Source organism: Paenibacillus sp. PAMC 26794 (assembly GCF_000316035.1).
Taxonomy (GTDB): Bacteria; Bacillota; Bacilli; order Paenibacillales; family Paenibacillaceae; genus Paenibacillus.
In genome coordinates this window covers 45,272-63,913 of sequence record NZ_ANHX01000007.1, presented here as the reverse complement: position 1 = coordinate 63,913, position 18,642 = coordinate 45,272, and the positions used below count along the sequence as shown (strand labels likewise).

At 46.4% G+C, this 18,642-nt stretch carries 14 protein-coding genes; 1 reads left to right on the top strand and 13 read right to left on the bottom strand.

All coding sequences use genetic code 11. The features are described 5' to 3' along the window. Nucleotides 1-45: 45 nt before the first annotated feature. Entirely contained in the window at nucleotides 46-1,656 is a 1,611-nt protein-coding gene (locus D829_RS0104115) for a family 10 glycosylhydrolase (protein ID WP_017687573.1), read from the bottom strand. A 210-nt stretch (nucleotides 1,657-1,866) separates the two neighbouring features. Further along, nucleotides 1,867-2,295 (bottom strand): transcriptional regulator MntR, encoded by a 429-nt coding sequence (gene mntR, locus D829_RS0104110; protein WP_017687572.1) that lies wholly within the window; start codon nucleotides 2,293-2,295, stop codon nucleotides 1,867-1,869. A gap of 192 nt (nucleotides 2,296-2,487) precedes the next feature. Between mntR and splB the strand changes: the two genes are divergently transcribed. Beyond that, the gene (gene splB, locus D829_RS0104105; protein ID WP_017687571.1) at nucleotides 2,488-3,558 is read left to right on the top strand and encodes a spore photoproduct lyase; all 1,071 of its coding nucleotides are present in this window, start codon (nucleotides 2,488-2,490) and stop codon (nucleotides 3,556-3,558) included. Nucleotides 3,559-3,707: 149 nt separating this feature from the next. Here splB and D829_RS0104100 read toward each other — a convergent pair whose 3' ends face one another. The 11 genes from D829_RS0104100 to D829_RS0104050 form a co-directional block, all read right to left on the bottom strand. After that, nucleotides 3,708-4,421 (bottom strand): cytochrome c biogenesis protein CcdA, encoded by a 714-nt coding sequence (locus tag D829_RS0104100; protein WP_017687570.1) that lies wholly within the window; start codon nucleotides 4,419-4,421, stop codon nucleotides 3,708-3,710. 49 nt (nucleotides 4,422-4,470) lie between these two features. Further along, the gene (locus D829_RS0104095; protein WP_017687569.1) at nucleotides 4,471-5,274 is read right to left on the bottom strand and encodes a metal ABC transporter permease; all 804 of its coding nucleotides are present in this window, start codon (nucleotides 5,272-5,274) and stop codon (nucleotides 4,471-4,473) included. A gap of 52 nt (nucleotides 5,275-5,326) precedes the next feature. After that, on the bottom strand, nucleotides 5,327-6,085 hold the full coding sequence (locus tag D829_RS0104090) for a metal ABC transporter ATP-binding protein (protein WP_026080990.1): 759 nt from the start codon (nucleotides 6,083-6,085) through the stop codon (nucleotides 5,327-5,329). 98 nt (nucleotides 6,086-6,183) lie between these two features. Then, complete coding sequence (locus tag D829_RS0104085) at nucleotides 6,184-7,161, bottom strand: metal ABC transporter substrate-binding protein (RefSeq protein ID WP_026080989.1); 978 nt, start codon at nucleotides 7,159-7,161, stop codon at nucleotides 6,184-6,186. 303 nt (nucleotides 7,162-7,464) lie between these two features. After that, nucleotides 7,465-9,522, bottom strand: a complete 2,058-nt coding sequence (metG, locus tag D829_RS0104080) for a methionine--tRNA ligase (protein WP_081594936.1) — start codon at nucleotides 9,520-9,522, stop codon at nucleotides 7,465-7,467. A 418-nt stretch (nucleotides 9,523-9,940) separates the two neighbouring features. Continuing rightward, the gene (gene yidD, locus D829_RS0104075) at nucleotides 9,941-10,192 is read right to left on the bottom strand and encodes a membrane protein insertion efficiency factor YidD (RefSeq protein ID WP_017687565.1); all 252 of its coding nucleotides are present in this window, start codon (nucleotides 10,190-10,192) and stop codon (nucleotides 9,941-9,943) included. Between the two features lie 2 nt (nucleotides 10,193-10,194). Then, entirely contained in the window at nucleotides 10,195-10,659 is a 465-nt protein-coding gene (locus D829_RS0104070) for a Fur family transcriptional regulator (RefSeq protein ID WP_017687564.1), read from the bottom strand. A gap of 292 nt (nucleotides 10,660-10,951) precedes the next feature. After that, the gene (locus tag D829_RS0104065) at nucleotides 10,952-13,204 is read right to left on the bottom strand and encodes a stalk domain-containing protein (protein ID WP_017687563.1); all 2,253 of its coding nucleotides are present in this window, start codon (nucleotides 13,202-13,204) and stop codon (nucleotides 10,952-10,954) included. 275 nt (nucleotides 13,205-13,479) lie between these two features. After that, complete coding sequence (nagZ, locus tag D829_RS0104060; RefSeq protein ID WP_017687562.1) at nucleotides 13,480-15,126, bottom strand: beta-N-acetylhexosaminidase; 1,647 nt, start codon at nucleotides 15,124-15,126, stop codon at nucleotides 13,480-13,482. A gap of 29 nt (nucleotides 15,127-15,155) precedes the next feature. After that, a complete protein-coding gene (locus D829_RS0104055; protein ID WP_017687561.1) occupies nucleotides 15,156-16,787 on the bottom strand; it encodes a response regulator in 1,632 nt (543 codons plus the stop codon). Next, the gene (locus D829_RS0104050; protein WP_017687560.1) at nucleotides 16,784-18,619 is read right to left on the bottom strand and encodes a sensor histidine kinase; all 1,836 of its coding nucleotides are present in this window, start codon (nucleotides 18,617-18,619) and stop codon (nucleotides 16,784-16,786) included. The genes D829_RS0104055 and D829_RS0104050 overlap by 4 nt, the downstream gene beginning before the upstream one ends. Between the last annotated feature and the right edge of the window lie 23 nt (nucleotides 18,620-18,642).

Sequence of the window (18,642 nt, the reverse complement as noted above, 5' to 3'; positions counted from 1 at the left end):
CTATGAGAACAAGGGTTTGTCTTATCACTGTATTGTTAAAATGTTTTATAGACCATAGTAGGCTTTTAATTTGGCAATCAAGCCGAGAGGATTCTTCGTCAGGTATTGTGAACTAAAGAAAATATCCCCTTTAACAGAAGCATACTTCTTGTTGTAGTTCAGCTGATCGATGATCTCCTGAGATGTCTGCCAGCCAATCTCCGGCGTACCTAACTTGTAAGGAGAGTGACCGATATACAATTTTACATTCGTGTTAGCCACTTCATTCGCCCACCAGTCCACGACTTTGTCGTATCGAGCTACGCTCAGTGTCATACTCCAATACACCTGCGGAGCGACATAGTCGATCCACTCCTGATTAATCCATGTCCGCACATCTGCATTCATGCTGTCATACGCGGTTACTCCTGCTTTGGTATCAGAACCTGTCAGATCAACGGATTTGTTACGCCATACACCAAATGGACTAATTCCATATTCAACGTTAGCTTTCACGCTGTGAATGCTCTGACCAAGCTGCTTAACGAACTGATTGATATTGTCCCGACGCCATTCTGCACGGTCTTTAGTGTTTAATGTGTTATAGGTTTTGAAAGCTGCATCATCATTAAAGGTCACGTTGGATGGATAGAAATAATCATCCAGATGTACACCATCAATATCATACTGATTGACCACTTCCATGATTGTATCGATAATATGCTGTCTGGCTTCCGGGATACCCGGGTTAATGTACATTTTGCCGGATGCATTCACAATCCAGTCGGGATGAAGCTTGGAGATGTGGTTTGCAGCCAAGTTCGATGTACTTGCGGAGTTCGTTGCTCTAAACGGATTAAACCAGGCGTGGAACTCCAGGCCCCGTTTGTGTGCTTCCTCAACCATAAACGCGAGGGGATCATAACCTGGATCTTTACCTTGTGTTCCTGTCAATACGCTGTTCCAAGGTACCAGACCTGAAGGATAGATGGCATCCCCATTGGCTCTCACTTGGACAAATACGGCATTAATGCCCATACCTTGCAACGTATCTAGCTGTTTCGTATACTCCTGTTTTTGCTTCTCTACATTTCCCTTGGCACCGGATGTAGGCCAGTCTCCATTCACAGTGGAAATCCAGGCTCCCCGCATCTCTTCAGAAGCTGGTACAGTGCCCGTGCCCCCAGGCTCCGCTGGGGTTACCGGGGTTGGTTCAGGAGTTGGGACTGATTCGTCTCCTGTGTACAGATCAATAGTCTGGGCCGCCTGATTCCAGTTCACCCGAATACCAAGGTTCTCACTGACGAATCGAATGGGTACCATGACCCGACCTTGCTTTAATTCTACCGATGCATCCAGACCAACTACAGCGTTATCCACGGTCGCCTGCTGGCGTCCGCTCGTCATAGAGATGACCGAATCAGATTTCTGAATGGTCACGGTACGCGTAGCCTGAGACCACAGAACAGATGCACCCAGTCCTTCGCTAATAACACGCAGAGGTACCATCGTTACATTTACTTTGGGCAAGATGTAGGGTGATACATCCGATTCCAAACGGTTTCCGTCTAAAAAAATAGCAATTTCCTTCTGCCCGGCTGCTTGTGCCGTCATGCCTGCTGTCTGTAATCCAAGTACAAAAATGAGCAGCAGCATCAATCCTTTACGAACGTTCATTAGTGCAGTCCTCCAAAATCATTATAAATTTGCGGTAAATTCTACTAGTTTAATAGACGCTCTTACCGTTCGTTTAGTTGCGAAAATCACCAAATTATGGTGTGATTGCACACAAAAAAATGCTTCCTGCCATTGAAACGGCAAGAAGCATCCTTTGATCACAGGAATACGATTCATTGTATATCACCATGTGTATTCCGCTGCTGAAACTTAAGACTCCGTATTACTCATGACGTCCTGAAGATTTTTGAGGTCACGCAACCGGCTCTCATCCTGACGGAAGTATTCAACCAAGGACTCAATGCATGTAATGGAATCCCAGCTCAGATGATGTTCAATGCCTTCAACATCATTGTAGATATTTTCTTCCTGAACACCAATCGTTGCCAAAAATTGTTCAAGCAGATGATGGCGCTCCATCAAACGTTTGCCCATCTTTTTGCCTTTTGGCGTAAGCACCAGTCCGCGGTACTTCTCATAGATCAGGTACTCGTCTTTGTCCAGCTTTTGGATCATCTTCGTCACCGATGAAGGATGTACTTCCAGTCCTTCAGCTATATCAGACACACGAGCATAGCCCTTTTCATCAATTAATTTGTATATACGCTCCAAATAATCTTCCATACTGGGCGTTGGCATCTGCTTCCCTCTTTTCTCTCTGACCGGCCCCTATTCGTGCCTGGTCCCTATCTTATAATGATACATGTTATCAATACGCATTGGCAAGTCCTGCACAGTTCGGGGCGCGCTGTTACACAAGTAATTGGCAGGCGTGACTTCTCCCCAAACGAGGCAAACTAAGCAAAGTTCCGCATCGAAAGGAGTGATTTCGTGAGTACAAGTGTAGCCTCAACGCCAGTTCGTAAAGCAAAAGGTACTAAACCCTTTATTCCCGATTTGGTGTATTTTGAACCCGGTGCGTTGGAATATGATAAAGGCAAACGGATTATGGAATGGGTGACATCCAAAAACATCCCTTATCAGATGACCACATCCCATAACCGAATCACAAACTTGCCGGGTGAAACCGAACAAGAAAAATATCGGATGGCAAAGCGTACTCTGGTCGTCGGTGTGCGCAAAACACTCAAGTTTGACCAGTCGAAACCTTCAGCGGAATATGCCATTCCCATCTCTACAGGCTGTATGGGGCACTGCCATTATTGTTATCTTCAGACTACACTTGGTGCGAAACCTTATGTCCGTGTCTATGTCAATACCGAGGAGATCATTCAGGCTGCAAAAGGATACATTGAAGAACGCGCGCCTGAAATCACACGATTTGAAGCTGCCTGTACGTCTGATCCCGTAGGACTCGAGCATATCACGGAAAATTTAAGTGACCTGATTCGTTTTATGGCGGAAGAAGAATATGGACGCTTGCGATTCGTAACCAAATATCATCACGTTGATCCGTTGCTGAACATTAAGCATAACGGCCACACCCGTATCCGGTTTAGTGTCAATTCGGATTACGTCATCAAAAACTTTGAACCGGCTACCTCCAGATTTGAGGAACGCATTGAAGCTGCTGGCAAAATTGCACACGCCGGTTATCCCCTGGGATTCATTATCGCTCCGATTATGTGGTATGAAGGCTGGGAAGAAGGATACTCGGATCTGTTGCAGAAGCTGGCAGATACGCTTCCAGAGGAAGCAACCAAGGATCTTACCTTTGAGATGATCCAGCACCGTTTTACCAAAACGGCCAAAGCAACCATTGAGAAACGTTATCCCAAAACCAAGCTGGAGATGGATATTGAGAAACGTAAGATGAAATGGGGCCGCTGGGGTCAGTACAAGTATGTGTATAAGGATGACCAGCAAGATGCGCTGCGCGAATTCATTACGGAACGGATCTTTGAACATTTTCCACTATCCAATATTGATTACTTCACCTAAACGAAAAACGCGACTGCCCGTAATGATATGCTCGGATAGGCATTCCTAACAAACGATTAAAAAGCAGGTTACATGACCCAGAACGTCTCTGGTAACATGTAGCCTGCTTTGCCATACATAATAAGAATACTTGAATTCAGTTCATCCGTTTAAATAATCATCCAGTCTGGTGTAATCTGCTGCAACCAGATCGTAATCTTCGTCATCTGATCTGTAAAAAGCAATACCCCAAGGAACAACATTAATGCTCCCCCAACTTTCATCATGACATTGGAATACCGTAAAATCCAGCGTGTCGAACCAATGAAAAAGGCCAAAATGAAAAACGGGATTGCAAACCCTGCGGTATAACCTGTAATTAACGCCAACCAGGTTGTGGGCTCACTTGCAGCCATAGCAATGATTGTTGCCAGAATAGGGCCAATACACGGTGACCAGCCTGCTGAGAAACCGATGCCAAATATAAAAGAGCCCAGATAGCCTGCTGGTTTCCATTTCATATCCAACTTGCGTTCCTTCATCAGAAACTGTGGCTTAAACACACCAAGCAAAAATAACCCCATAAGCATAATCAAAATCGCAGACAATTGACGAATCAATTCACGGTTATCATTGAAAAATTGGCCAAACAGTCCGGCACCCAGGCCAAGCGAATAAAATACAGCCGAGAAGCCTAAAATAAACGCCAGCGTATGCGTCATGGTCTTAAAGCGGACTTCGCGCTGATTGCGGTCATCCTTCAATTGTTGCACCGTCATACCTGTAATGTAGGAGAGGTATGATGGATACAGCGGAAGACAACATGGTGATATAAATGAGACTAAACCTGCTACAAAAGCCATCCATACATTAACATCAGGCATGAAGCGGATGTCTCCCTTCCCCGGGCTCACGTGCTTGCTCGTTCAATCGTCAGGCTCGGAACCCTTTTTTTCCAATCATCGTTAGAATCAGCATCATGATCAGCAATAATACAATCGTTGCTCCTGGTGCGAGGTTCCAGATGCCTGCTACGACCAGTCCAAGGACTACGGCAATTTCGCCGATCACCACAGACAAAATAATGGCGGATTTGAAACTTCGGGCCATCAATAGGCTGACCGCTACCGGAATGGTCAATAGCGCTGACACCAGAAGCGCACCGACAATCTTGATCGCTGTGCTGATGACAAGTGCTGTCATCACAGTGATTAACATGTTCAGAATTCTCACAGGCAACCCTGTAACCGCTGCCGCATCTTCCTCAAAGCTGAGCAGGAAAAATTCCTTATGTAACAATGCCACTACAATCACCACGATCAGCGTAACCACACCTACCAGCTTCAGATCCGTAGCGTCTAATGTATATATACTGCCGAACAAATAACTCATGACATCTGCATTATATCCTTTGCCCAGCGTGAAGAACAAGGAAGCAAGAGCCACGCCACCAGACATGATAATGGCAATCGATAATTCGGCGTAACTCTTGTACGCTTTGCGCAACTTCTCAATCGCAAATGAAGCAAGCACGGCAAATATCAAGCCCACCGCAATGGGATACACTTCAATCAGGAATCCAAGTGCAACTCCGGCAATGGTCACATGAGACAAGGTGTCTCCGATCATGGATAACCGCCGTAAGACCAGGAACAGTCCGATTAGCGGAGCGGTAATGCCAATTAGCAACCCCCCCGCCAGCGCACGCTGAAAAAAATCACTCATTAATATTTCCAAAACAAACACGACTCCTTCGGCCTTACTCTAATCTATTGGGCCATAAATACGGCTAGCGTACCTGTGCAGTGGTATGTTGCAGATTGGTCTCAGCACAATCCTGTACCTCATGCGAATGACGGACATGGAAATTAATTTTGCCATTCGTTACCGCAGCTTCAGAACCCAGATAACTCTCCATCCGATCCATATCATGAGACACCATCAGGAAAGTCATGCGGTGATGTTCATGCATATGGGTAATCAGTTCAAAGAAACTGGCCTGTGATTCAGCATCAATACCTACGGTGGGTTCATCCAGAATCAACAGATCCGGGTGATTGATAAGCGCTCGTGCCAAAAATACACGCTGCTGCTGTCCGCCGGACAATTGACCAATTCGTTTGTTCGCCAGATCCTCGATCCGCATGACCTGCATCGCATCCGTGCACTGTTGCTGACATTTGCGAGACATACGACGGAACATGTTTTTGTTATTGTACAAGCCTGACATGACCACTTCACGAACGGTCGCAGGGAACAATGGGTTAAATGCATTCTTTTGTGGAACATACCCGATTCGATCCCAGTCCTTGAACCTGTGGATCGACTGTCCGAATAGTTTGATATCTCCCTGCGCAGGAGGAAGAAGTCCTACCAGCATGCGCAGCAATGTCGTTTTACCCGCCCCATTGGAACCGATAATCCCGACAAAGTCCCGTTCCTGTGCCATAAAATCAAGATTCTCAATCACTCGCTGGTCCCCGTAGGAAAATGATAGTTTCTCGATCTCTATAATTGGATCATGACATAGTGGCATGATTTGCTGCATGGCAAAGCCGCCCTTCATTATATATAAGGATTGCATAGGTCCTAAGAGCCTTCACCGCGAACGGTAAAGACTCTTCGAGCTGAATCCTTCATTCTATCTTATTTTAATGCGATCAGCAGATTTTGCAAATTTTTCTCCATCAGGGTGAAATAATCATCCCCGTTTGTTGCCTGCTCCTTGGTTAATCCCTCAACCGGATTAAGGACCATGGTCTCCACTCCTGCTTCACTTGCCAGTGTTTTCGCCAATTTGTCAGATACCAGCTCTTCGAAGAAAATGTACTTAATGCCTTCATCTTTAACCAGTTTCGCAAGCTTCACAATATCCTGTCCTGTCGGTTCAGCATCCGGGGAGAGTCCCATAATGGCATGCTGGCTTAGTCCATAATCACGCGCAAGGTAGCCGAACGCTTGGTGCGAGACAACAATTTCCTTGTTCGGTACGGTAGCCAACTCATCTGTAAAACGCTGATCCAGCGTCTCAAGCTTCGTACGAAGCGCTTCATAACGTTGTTCGTAACCTGCTTTGTGATCAGGATCTGCCTCGACCAGACTATTTTTGATGTTTTCAGCCATGATCATGGCTGATTTCGGACTAACCCACGTATGTGGATCAATATGATGATCAGCCACATCTTCACTGGTAGCCTCATCTGTGTGTTCATCCGCATGCTCTTCGCCGTGACCATGCCCATCATCACCCTCAGCGGTTAACAGCTTAACACCTTCACTGACAGCAACAGACTTTACCTGTGTATCACTATTCAGCGACTTCAGGAAATTTGGCACCCATCCTTCCAGTCCAGCTCCATTATAGAAAAACAGCTGTGCCTTAGACGTATTAACAATATCCTGACTCTTCGGAGTCCAGTCATGTGGCTCTACTCCCGTTGGCAGCAGGTTAATAACATTGGCATCCTCACCACCGATTGCAGTCGTAAAAGCATATACAGGATAAAATGTCGTCACAACGTTTACCTTGCCTTCCACAATCTTCGCACTATTGGAACTATCCTGCCCACACGCTGACAATACCAGCAAAGTGAGAATAAGCAAACCCATCCACAGTAACTTCATGTTGCCTCTTTTGCTCGTCTTTTCTTTCCGGTTATCCTGAACTTGATGTTGCACTTTATAAAATGTCATTATGATTCACTCCGCATCTCTTAATCGTAAACATTACTGAAAGAATTATAGGTAACCTGAACCCAGTTGTCAAGCTATCTCGTCCTATTCATTCTCTCCCGAAGTACGAAGTTCATAACAGTATATGCTTGTTCTCTTCCCTTAAGATGCGATTTATATCAACAAAAAAAGGGACCCGAATTACATCGGGCCACCTTGAGTCATAATTACGACAGTATTTATATATTTATATTTTTATTTCACTTGTGCGCCATTAGGCATGTTGTCTGGTACTGTAGCAAGTGTAAGCTGGTCGCCATGCGATGCTGCAAGGATCATACCCTGGGACAGTTCACCACGAAGTTTCACCGGTTTGAGGTTGGTCACACAGATGACTTTGCGTCCAACCATCTCTTCTGGCGAATAGAACTTCGCAATTCCAGATACGACCTGGCGCTGCTCATAACCCAGATCGAGCTGCAATTTCAGCAACTTATCCGCTTTTTTGACCGGTTCACAGGCAATGACTTGCGCGACACGCAGTTCAACTTTGGCAAAATCGTCAATCCCGATCTCTTCCGTGCCCTCAGGTGCAGTTACCGGTTCAACAGCTGCCGAAGCTCCAGCATCTGCTTGACTTGCTTCAGGTTGTGCTTTTTGGCCGCCAGTCATGGCTTCGGAGATATAAGCAATTTCCTGTTCGGAATCCAAACGCGGGAAGATTGGATCACCTTTTTGCAAGGCGTTTCCAGCTGGAACCAGACCCCATTGCTTGGCTGAATCCCAAGCCGTGAGTTCGCCTTCCTGAATGCCGAGTTGTGCCCAGATTTTATGAGGAGCACGTGTCAGGAACGGTTGCAACAAGATGGAAGCAATTCGCAAACTTTCGATCAGGTGAGCCATAACGGATGCCAATTCATCGCGTTTTGCTTCATCACGAGCCAGCGCCCATGGCTGCGTCTCATCAATATATTTGTTGGTGCGGCTGACAAACTGGCTGATCGCTGTCAGTGCTACGGAAAACTGCAGGTTTTCCATCGCCTGTTCCACTTTTTCCACTGTAGCATGGCCTGCTTCTTCCAGCAAAGCATCAAACTCCGTTACATTCGAAGCAAACGCCGGGGCTTTGCCTTCAAAATATTTGTCTACCATCGCAACTGTACGGTTCAACAGGTTACCCAGATCGTTCGCGAGGTCAGAGTTGACACGCTCTACGAAGCTCTCCGGTGTGAATGTACCATCGGAACCAAATGGCACTTCACGCAACAGGTAATAACGCAGTGCATCGAGACCGTAACGGTCAATCAGGGTAACCGGATCAACGACATTGCCTTTTGATTTGGACATCTTGCCATCCTTCATCAACAACCAGCCGTGTGCAAACACTTTCTTCGGCAAAGGCAAGTCCAGCGCCATCAACATAATTGGCCAGTAGATCGTATGGAAACGAACAATTTCTTTCCCTACCAGATGAACATCCGCAGGCCAGAACTTGTTATACAGGGATGCATCGGATGAACCGTAGCCCAGTGCTGTAATATAGTTGGACAACGCATCAATCCACACGTAAACTACATGTTTTGGATCGCCTTTAACTTTGACGCCCCATTCAAATGTAGTCCGCGATACGGCCAAATCTTCAAGACCTGGCTTGATGAAGTTGTTGATCATCTCGTTCTTACGGGATTCCGGCTGAATAAAGCCCGGGTTCTCTTCATAATATTTCAACAAACGATCTGCATATTTGCTCATACGGAAGAAATAAGATTCTTCTTTGACCAATTCAACCGGGTGTCCGCTATCCGGGCTCTTGGCCGAGATAATCTCACCCTTCTCATTCTTCTCCACATCCACCAGTTGAGTCTCTGTGTAATACGTCTCATCCGGAATGCTGTACCAGCCTTCGTACTCACCTTTGTAGATATCTCCCTGTTTCAGCAAACGGTCAAAGATATCCTGAACAATGGTTTTGTGACGTTCTTCGGTTGTACGGATAAAGTCGTCATTGGAAATGTCCAACTTGTTCCACAGTTCCTTGATCCCCACAACGATATCGTCAATAAACGCTTGCGGTGTCTGTCCTTTCTCTTGTGCCTTGCGCTCAATCTTCTGGCCATGTTCATCGGTTCCCGTCAGATAATGAGCATCATAACCGCGTAGACGCTTGTAACGAACCATCGCATCTCCCGCCACAGTTGTATACGCATGCCCAATGTGCAATTTGTCACTCGGATAATAAATCGGGGTTGTCAGATAAAATGTTTTTTGGTCAGCCATGAATGATTTCTCCTCCTTCAAATGTTCCTGCTTCATGTGATCCCTTCGTCCAAAACAACTAAAAAAGAACACAAAAAACTCCCGCCCCTATGGGACGAGAGTTGCTCTCACGTGTTACCACCCAAATTCCCCATGTTTTTCGCAAAACACAGGCTCTGTCGGTCCTTCGACCGCCCATTAACGCTGGATCACGCCTCAGCCTTACGACAGCAGCTCTGAAATCACTGTCTGCACGCTCGAAAGAGGTTCCTCCGGGACCATATTCCATCCTCCTCCCAGACCGGTTCTCAGCTCATCCGGCTCTCTGCACTGGGGGTGTGTCTGTACTTATCCCTTCACTGGAAAATCATATAGGAAAAATATACTGAAATGCGGACCCCTTTGTCAAGTGGACAGCATCCTCAAGTCAATCCCGGCCTGCTTCCAGGCCACCCGAATACTTCAGGCTACATGGTTACTCTGATACCATCATGGATTTCTCCGCCTTTGGTGGCACCAGATCTACACCGCCTGGATGAAACGGGTGACATTTGGCAATACGTTTCGCTGTTAACAACGAACCTTTGAGCGCACCGTGCACTTCAATCGCCTCCATGGCGTAAGCCGAACAGCTCGGATAGAACCGACATGTTGGCGGTGTTAATGGAGAGATATAGTTGCGGTACACCCGAATGGGTGCCTGAGCAATTCTGCGCGATAACTTCATGGTCAGTGCTTCCCATGAGCGTGTGTATGTCCCGATGCCGCTTTGGCCGGAGCATGCTCTGCACAGTCCTTACAATATCCAAACACCTCGAACTTGTGGTCTACAACCTGAAATTGCTCAGGCGCATCCGCAAGCTGCATCGGGCAAAAAATAATAGGATATGTCTTCTGACACTTCAGACAGATCATATGATGGTGATGATGATCTTCACTACAGTGCGCTTTGAATTTAACGCCATCTTCGAAGATGACCTGTTCCAGTACACCCAGTTCCTGCATCACCCGCAAATTCCGATATACTGTGTCAAAACTCAGTCCGCTGTAAGTCTTACCCATATATTCATAGACGTCCTTGGGTGTAAGATACCCCGGAGACTCGGCAAATAACCGGGCCAGTGTTTTCCGCTGATCGGTAATGCGAAGCCCCTGTGAGGACATGGTCGAAATAATCTGTTCTGTCGACAGCATGATCTAAAGCACCTCCTGTCATACGAGCATTTTGCCTCTTCTGTATACATCTAATAATGCATCAAATTACGATTAGAGTCAACGAAGACACCGGGTTAGGTCATTCCAACATCACATAAAAAGGACTCCATGCACATGCATTGCCATTAGTCTAGCTTGAGCTAATGACATTACATTTTGATGGAGTCCCTTCCTGACGGTTCAGATGATCAATCGTTCGGGCGACTTTTGGGGTGAACGGGTATATATGATATAAGCTTTCACTCCAAACCGTCCGTGCATGTTCATGGTATTACTTTTCAGCCGGAAGCGGCGTGAACAGCAGGTTAACAGGCAAGTTACTTCCTGGTGCCGCCGAGAAGAGAATGGTTACACTCTCGCCGTACGAACCTGTGCGATACATTACGCTTTGCTCATTAGGTGCAGTTACAGATTTACCTGTGGAAATCTGAACGACCTGTCCATTCACGAGTGCCACACCTGAATATCTGCCTCCACGAGGGTTGAATGAAATCAACGTGCGCGGAGCAACATTATTCAATGTAATTTTGTACAATACACCGAAGTTACCTGCGTTGGACGCTTCAGTGAAAGCCATAGGGTCCGTTCCTACAAGGTTTGGATCACTTGCATTGTCTCCAAGTGGAAGACGTGCAGGTTTCGACCCTACTTCTTGATCATACGTAATGATCCGTGTTGCATTTGGATAGGTACCACGGTTGTGAACTCCATCACGATCCAGAACCGGCAGGCTCGATAACACTTCCATCGGGTCCTTGTTTTCTTCGATCATGATAACGTTGTAATCCAATTCATAGTCACTGAATACATCCGAATACAAGGAAATGACTTGTCCCTGTTTCATCGGAAGAACGCTCAGATCATTAAGAATCAGCTTGCTTTCTCCTGGCTGGATGTACACTTTCTTTTGTCCGGTACCATTCTGCATGGACTGGAACCAACGGTCAATCGACAACTTTCCAGCTACCGTTGCAAAAGGAGACGGTCCTGCAAAACCCATGTTTTGCTGGTCAATGGACGCCGTGTATGCATTGTTGTTTGTCGCTACAACATACATTTTTACGCTTTTGCCCGTGTTGTTCACATGGTGAATCATGAAGCGTGTCTGTCCAAAGGAAGATTCCTTGTACACAATGCCTTCCGTATTCACGGTTTCCGGGCTGTTACTGCGGATCAGCAGACTTGGTTCATCATAATAAGTGAAAGGTACTTTCTCCAATGCCGGTACTCCACCACCGTCAAAAGTGAACTTTTCACCGACTGGTGTGAACAATTGATTGAAGTCAGTCACACTATAAAGTGTTTCTCCCGTAATATTGATCATCTTGGTATAGCTATCGCTAGCACCATGTTTATCGGTAACTGTAATCGTTACGGTCTTCGGTCCTGGAACAAAGAATGCAAGTGCATTGTTATCCCATTCTGTTTTTACAATTGCATTCTCATCATCTGTGCTTTGATCAATATAAGTGATTTTCTCACCCATTTTGTATTCTTCTTTATCTGTCGTAAACATCGCGACAGGTGGCAGATTCGGTCTTTCAACCTTAATCGTAACCGAATACGGATCGCTCCACTGACCACTTGAATCCTGGACCGCATAGGTTACTGTGTATACACCTGGTTGGTCGAATGAATCCTGACGGCCTGTCCAACGCTCATCTACAATGCTGAGTCCCTTGGGAGAGCTGGATCTGGTTGTGTAGGTTACCTGGTCTCCGGCAAAGACCTCTTTTTGTACCGTGAAGCTTGCCACCGGTTTGGTACTCAGATTCAATACAACCGTTTTGGCAGATTGATTTACTTTATACGTAATGTCCAGAGCCTGTGTAATTGAAGTCAACGGCACCATGAACGTATTTTTTTGTTGATAAGCCGCGCCCTTCATCGTTCTGGACACACCATTAACGGTATAGATCTTGCTGTTTGTTTTGAAACGCAGCTCATCTTCACCACTAATAATGATCGTTTCTTTAGTTGTGTTATCATATTTGACATCATAGCCAACCCGATCAACGAGAGCACGGATCGCTACATAGGATACACCATTTTTAACAGCCATCGGCTGTCCAGCAAGATACGTCTTGCCATCTTGCATCATTTTATTACTGTTCATATAAAGAGTGAGGTCTCCACCCCTGCCTCCAGCAACAGATGAACCGCCTGTAGATGGTTGCTCCACTTCTACTGGTGCAGGTGCTGGTGTTTCCTCAGCCGTACCTTCTTCGTCCGTAGGTTCAATTACCGGCTCAACAGGAGTCGCGTCTGTTCCTGTAGGAACATCTGTCTCAGGGTTCACTTCTTCAGTTGTTTCATTATTTGATGTTGGAGTGTTTGTTCCGGATTTCACTTCGGATTCCGCGATGGTCTGTTCTTTCTTCACAACCTCCACGGATTTAACTTTGGCTGTATTCACTGATGTAGTATCGCTCTGATCTGCTGATTGTGCATTGGCAGGAATCACTGCAAACGCCTGAAACACAGCAAAAGCGGTAAGTATGGACAATTTCTTCTTCAAATTCATTCTTTGTCTTTGGCTCCTTCTGCTCCCATTTTATAAATATCCCCCTCAAAAAGTCATATTATTAGACGCTTGGAACCGGGAAAAGTTGCTAAAAAGTTAAGAGGAGAATTGTAAACTTTTAATAGAAGGAAAATACTATGAAAATAGTTATCTATCAATTATCTTTTTAGCATTCATATCCCAAAATTAACCAATAGAAAATTCCAACAAAAAAATCTCTCCGGGAGATGGTCAATCAGCACCATATCGCAGAGAGATGTAAGGATTGAATAGGTCTAGCGCAAACGGACAGGCAGACTTCCGGTTGGCTGCAGTCCACCGGTTAACACATGGGACAGTACCCGAACAACTGCAGGTGTATTCTCATACGTACACACATAACTTCCCGGCCTCGAAATCTCCAGCAGATCATATGGATTGCGCAGAGCAATTACAATCAGCGAATGATTCTTACTAAGCTTTTCAACCAAATACTGTTGCCCTTTCGGAAGATGACCTGCCGATGTGTACGTACATACGATAACTTGTTCACTATCTGACACATCAGCCAATATCCGATCTGCTTCATCATAAGTGGGCTGAGTTGTAATGATGTGCTCACGAACTCTGCCTCGCAACTGCGATAGCGCAATACCCAGCGATTCTGTATGAGACCACGGTTCATCCACCTCTGTCCGTTGCACAACCTCAGGCCAGATGACATACACGTCCTTCTCTGGGTCCAACGGCAGCAGCCCATCATTATGAACGATGGTAATACTGCTTGATGCAATCTTGAACAGCGTCGATTCGTTTGGTTCACCGGGATCACTAGGTTCAGTGGATTCAGTACAATCAACAGGTTCAACATCTCCTGCTTCGACCGTTTCACTCGTTTTTGGCGAAACAAGATGATCTTTCTGCTGCCCGCAGCGCTTTCTTTTCCATGTCATAATGCGTTCCACCGCTTGATGAATAACCTCTTCCGGAATGCGCCCCGTTCGAACTGCATCCACAATGGCTTCCAGCGCAGCAACCTGATCTTGCAAGGTATGACTCACCAGAATCAGATCTGCTCCTGCTTCCACAGCACGAACGGCAGCTTCAGCTACCCCATATGGCTTGGATATTGCATGCATTTCAAGACAGTCTGTAATAATAATGCCTTCAAAACCCATTTCCTCACGTAGCAGACCCGTTAACACCTTATGCGACAACGTTGCCGGAATGGGCTCGGGCTCAATCGAAGGGAACATCACATGAGCTGTCATAATAGCATCAACTCCGGCCTCAATCGCCTTGCGGAACGGTAACAACTCCATCTGTTCCAGCCTGTTTCGATCATGAGGTACCGTAACCATACCAAGATGAGAATCTACGGCGGTATCTCCGTGTCCCGGAAAATGTTTGGCAGTAGCAGCTATGCCCTGTGATTGATATCCAGTGATGGCTGCTACGCCATGAGCGGCCACACTTTCAGCATGTTCACCATACGAACGCACACCGATCACCGGGTTAAGCGGGTTGTTATTCACGTCGACTACCGGCGCAAGGTTCATATCAATACCGATGCTTTTTAACTCACGACCCAGAATTTGAGCACACTCCAGGGTATATTCCGGATTGCCTGTCGCACCAAGTGCCATATTACCCGGCACTTGGGTCATTCCCTCTTGGTCAATCCGTGCAACCATGCCACCTTCCTGGTCCACCGAAATCATGAGTGGTAGGGCCCCCGCTTCAGCCGCCATATCTTGCAGTTCGGCGGACAGCCGTGTCAATTGATCTACACTTTCGACATTGCGCCGGAAATAAATGACACCTCCGACGTGATAGTCACGGATTAAGCGAGTAATCTGTTCATCTGCGTGCTGACCGTGAAATCCACACATCAACAATTGGCCTACCTTTTGCTCCAATGTCAGATCATTCAAGGGTTTCATTCGACCTCTCCTCCCCGTTTCCCTTGCCACTACGAACCCAATCGTTTACTCTGCCTGTACTCGGAGGGTTTCATGTGGAAGTGTTTATGAAACACCTTGGAGAAGTAACGGCGCTCCTTGAAACCTGTTGCTTCCCCAATCGCTGTAATGCTCCATTCGGTTGTACTCAACAATAAAGCGGCACTTTCCATCCGTTTCTGCGTCATGTATTCTACAAAAGTAACACCCATTTGAGTTTTAAATAGCTGGCAGAAGTATCCCGGGCTGATTCCGAGCCAATCGGAGACTTCATCTATTCCCAAGTCCTGTTGCAGTCGTGCATCCATATACTCACATGCAGACAGAATCAGTTCCGATACAGAAGGACGTGGCTGCGTTTGTTTGCCCTGACAGGCATGGGTAACGACCTCTGCAAGTTCAAGGAGTTCCCTCATGGATACGGCCCCTTGCAGTGCATTCCAATAACTCACTTCGTGCTCTTCAGCGATGGCCTGTACTTCACGCAGTTCCCGAAGCATGTGTACAAGCATAAACCGAAGATTGGTTTCATCTATCTTGCTGAAGGATTGCCCTGAATTCCCCATTTGCTGTTTAAACCGATCCAATACATCGCGTAACCCCTGCTTGTTCCCTTGCCGAATCCACCGAGTGACAAGCTCCAGATCTTCTCTTGTAATCCATGAGTTAGCCCCTTTGGAGGCCGTATGATCATGCGATAAGGTGGTTTCGGGACAACTCGCCTTCAGCACCTTGTCTTCACTCTCCGAATGGGACATCAGTATTTTTTGACAATGCCGGTATCGCTCCAGAATTTGACTTTCCAGGTTCACGGGCACATCATCCTGAACAACCCTGACCTTCACACTTGAATCCAAGGACAATATCGCATTTAATTCGAGACACAGTTGATGGGCCAGTTCCTCTGAGCGACGTTTCCACTCACCTGATGCCTCCAGCAGGATGCACCACTCCCCTTTGCGGGTCGAAAGAATCTGACAGTCATCCATAGTTCTCTCTGTCACTTCCCTAAGTCCGGAACTTACGGTCTCATGCCATCGTTGATGCTGAAGCTCGGCCCAGCCGATAGAATGGCGAAAATAACCGACCGCATCCACCAGACACAACGTATACGGTGCAGAAGTTGTTATGAATTCAGGAATAGAGGCAGGATAGGCAATCTTCAACGGTGCTTCTCCTCGCAACAGGTCAATCAACTGTTTGTGTCTGATCCAGCTTTCCATCTCTTGGCTGCGATAACGTTGCGATTCGTTTTCCAGACGTCTCTTCTGGATCTGCCCGGCAAGCTCACGCAGTTTATGTTCCAGATTCAAATAATCAATTGGCTTACATATGTATTCATGTACATTATATTTGATAGCGGTTCGAGCATATTCAAATTGCTGATACCCGGTCAGCAAAATAATTTCACACGTTTCACCCTGCTCACGCAGTAAACGAATAAGTTCCAATCCATCCATAGACGGCATCCGAATATCGCACAAGAGAATGTCTGGATGACTTTCTGTTACTTTCCCCAGCGCTTCTACACCGCTTCTCGCTGTACCTGTGATTTCAATCCCCATCTCTTCCCAGGGTAAAATGAAGTTCAGATTCTCCAGAATCGGCAGCTCATCGTCAACCAGCATTGCAGTCAGATTCATACGACTTCCTCCTGCTCATATAATGGAATGATGCATCGAATAACTGTGCCATACCCCGGTGCTGAACATATAAATATGCCATACCCGGCCCCGTATTGAATACGGATTCGATCTGCCACACTTCGTAATCCCAATCCCCTGCGTTCCGTTATGGACGATAATGATTCCGCCCCTTCAACGAGCATATCTTCCGGCGGATCTTCTGCCATATACTCAAATCGTGCGAGCATTTCCTGGGGAATACCGATCCCATTATCCTCAACACATAACACCAGATAATCCCGTTCTGCATATGCGCTTATCCGCAGTACACCTGGATAGGTGATCGCCTCAAACCCATGTTGAATACTATTTTCCACCAGAGGCTGGAGGGTAAGCTTAAGCAGAATTGAGCTGTATAGATGGGGTGCAATGTCAATCTCATAGGTGAACAAATCACTGAATCTGTACTGTTGAATCTCCAGATAACTCTGCAAATGCCTGATTTCCTCACCCAGCGGAATCTCCTCCTGATCCTGAATGCTGATACGAAGCATATTGCCAAGTCTGGTCACCATCTCGCTTACTTTGCGGCCCTCCCCTCGCAGCGCTAATCCATTAATGGATTCCAATGTGTTAAACAGAAAATGAGGTTTGATCTGGGCCTGTAGTACACGCAGTTCCGCTTGGGCCTTCTGCTCTTGCTCTGCCCGAACACGACGGAATAATCCCCCGATCCGATCCAATAGTTCATTGAACCCTTGCGCAAGCAGCTGCATTTCATCGAATCCTTTTCCTTCCACCCTCGCATTAAAGTCACCATCATCCACACGACGCATAAACCTTACAAGTACAGCAATGTTACCCGTAATGCGATTCATGAAAAAAAGATTAAAGATCATCGCTGCGAGCAGGCATGACAGAATAATAATGACGGACCAACCCGCGAAGGCATTCGTTTCCGCAGATAAGGCTTCCCATGAAGTCACACTGACGAGACTCCAGTTATAGTTCTTTAGATGATATTGCGAAATGATGCTCTCTTTGCCGTCAAAGACCGTTCTGACACTGCTAAAACCGGGACCGTACCTGCCCGATTCAGCACCAAGATTTTGCATGTTCTCACCGTTATATATCCCTGCAGGATCATAAACGATCAGCCCTTCTTCGTTAATTAACAGGAACGACGTATCCTGTGCCGAATCGCTGATTTGCAGGTGACGGAAGATCCGGTCGATCTCTCCTTTTTTGATCTGAACAACAAGCACGCCGATATTTTGAAAATAACTGAGTTCTTTGACCAGTCTGATCTGGGTAAAGACAGGTTCTACCCCGGTTAATTCGGGATATTCCAGAGGTGCGAGCCATTTAGGCACGCCATTGAGTTGCTGAATTTCGTTAAACAAGGGATGCACTTTGAATTGCTGAAAAGGAAGGGCTTGAAAGTTTTCTTTGGTGAAAATGGAGACAATCTGGTTGTTCTCGGACGAACGCAAATCATATAAAAAGGCATAACTGATGAACGGATAGTTATATAGAAGGGAACGAAAATTGCGCTGGCTGGCATTCAGGGATAACTGATTACCGGTTCCCAGATCCTGCTTGGTCGGATCTTTGGCGTTCAACGCCATTTGAAAAACCGATGTAGCTATCCCGTTGTCGGTCACATTGTTGATCTGCTGAAATACATTCTCGATATTGTAGCTGATGGCCTGAAGCGCATACTCGGCCTGTTGATTGTATTTTTTCTCAATCGTATGTGATGTGACCAGAAACATGCCAATGCCCAGCGCACACATCGGTACAATAATCAGCAACAGAAATGCCAAGGCCAGCTTCATTCGCAAGTTCATATCCCGTTCTCCCTATTCACTGG

Bases quoted from the DNA above. Each gene is read 5' to 3' on its own strand.
- D829_RS0104065 (WP_017687563.1), bottom strand. From the start codon at position 13,204: ATGAATTTGAAGAAGAAATTGTCCATACTTACCGCTTTTGCTGTGTTT.
- D829_RS0104085 (WP_026080989.1), bottom strand. From the start codon at position 7,161: ATGAAGTTACTGTGGATGGGTTTGCTTATTCTCACTTTGCTGGTATTG.
- yidD (WP_017687565.1), bottom strand. From the start codon at position 10,192: ATGAAGTTATCGCGCAGAATTGCTCAGGCACCCATTCGGGTGTACCGC.
- D829_RS0104115 (WP_017687573.1), bottom strand. From the start codon at position 1,656: ATGAACGTTCGTAAAGGATTGATGCTGCTGCTCATTTTTGTACTTGGA.
- D829_RS0104055 (WP_017687561.1), bottom strand. From the start codon at position 16,787: ATGAATCTGACTGCAATGCTGGTTGACGATGAGCTGCCGATTCTGGAG.
- D829_RS0104100 (WP_017687570.1), bottom strand. From the start codon at position 4,421: ATGCCTGATGTTAATGTATGGATGGCTTTTGTAGCAGGTTTAGTCTCA.
- D829_RS0104050 (WP_017687560.1), bottom strand. From the start codon at position 18,619: ATGAACTTGCGAATGAAGCTGGCCTTGGCATTTCTGTTGCTGATTATT.
- D829_RS0104090 (WP_026080990.1), bottom strand. From the start codon at position 6,085: ATGCAGCAAATCATGCCACTATGTCATGATCCAATTATAGAGATCGAG.
- mntR (WP_017687572.1), bottom strand. From the start codon at position 2,295: ATGCCAACGCCCAGTATGGAAGATTATTTGGAGCGTATATACAAATTA.
- nagZ (WP_017687562.1), bottom strand. From the start codon at position 15,126: ATGAAACCCTTGAATGATCTGACATTGGAGCAAAAGGTAGGCCAATTG.
- D829_RS0104070 (WP_017687564.1), bottom strand. From the start codon at position 10,659: ATGCTGTCGACAGAACAGATTATTTCGACCATGTCCTCACAGGGGCTT.
- metG (WP_081594936.1), bottom strand. From the start codon at position 9,522: ATGAAGCAGGAACATTTGAAGGAGGAGAAATCATTCATGGCTGACCAA.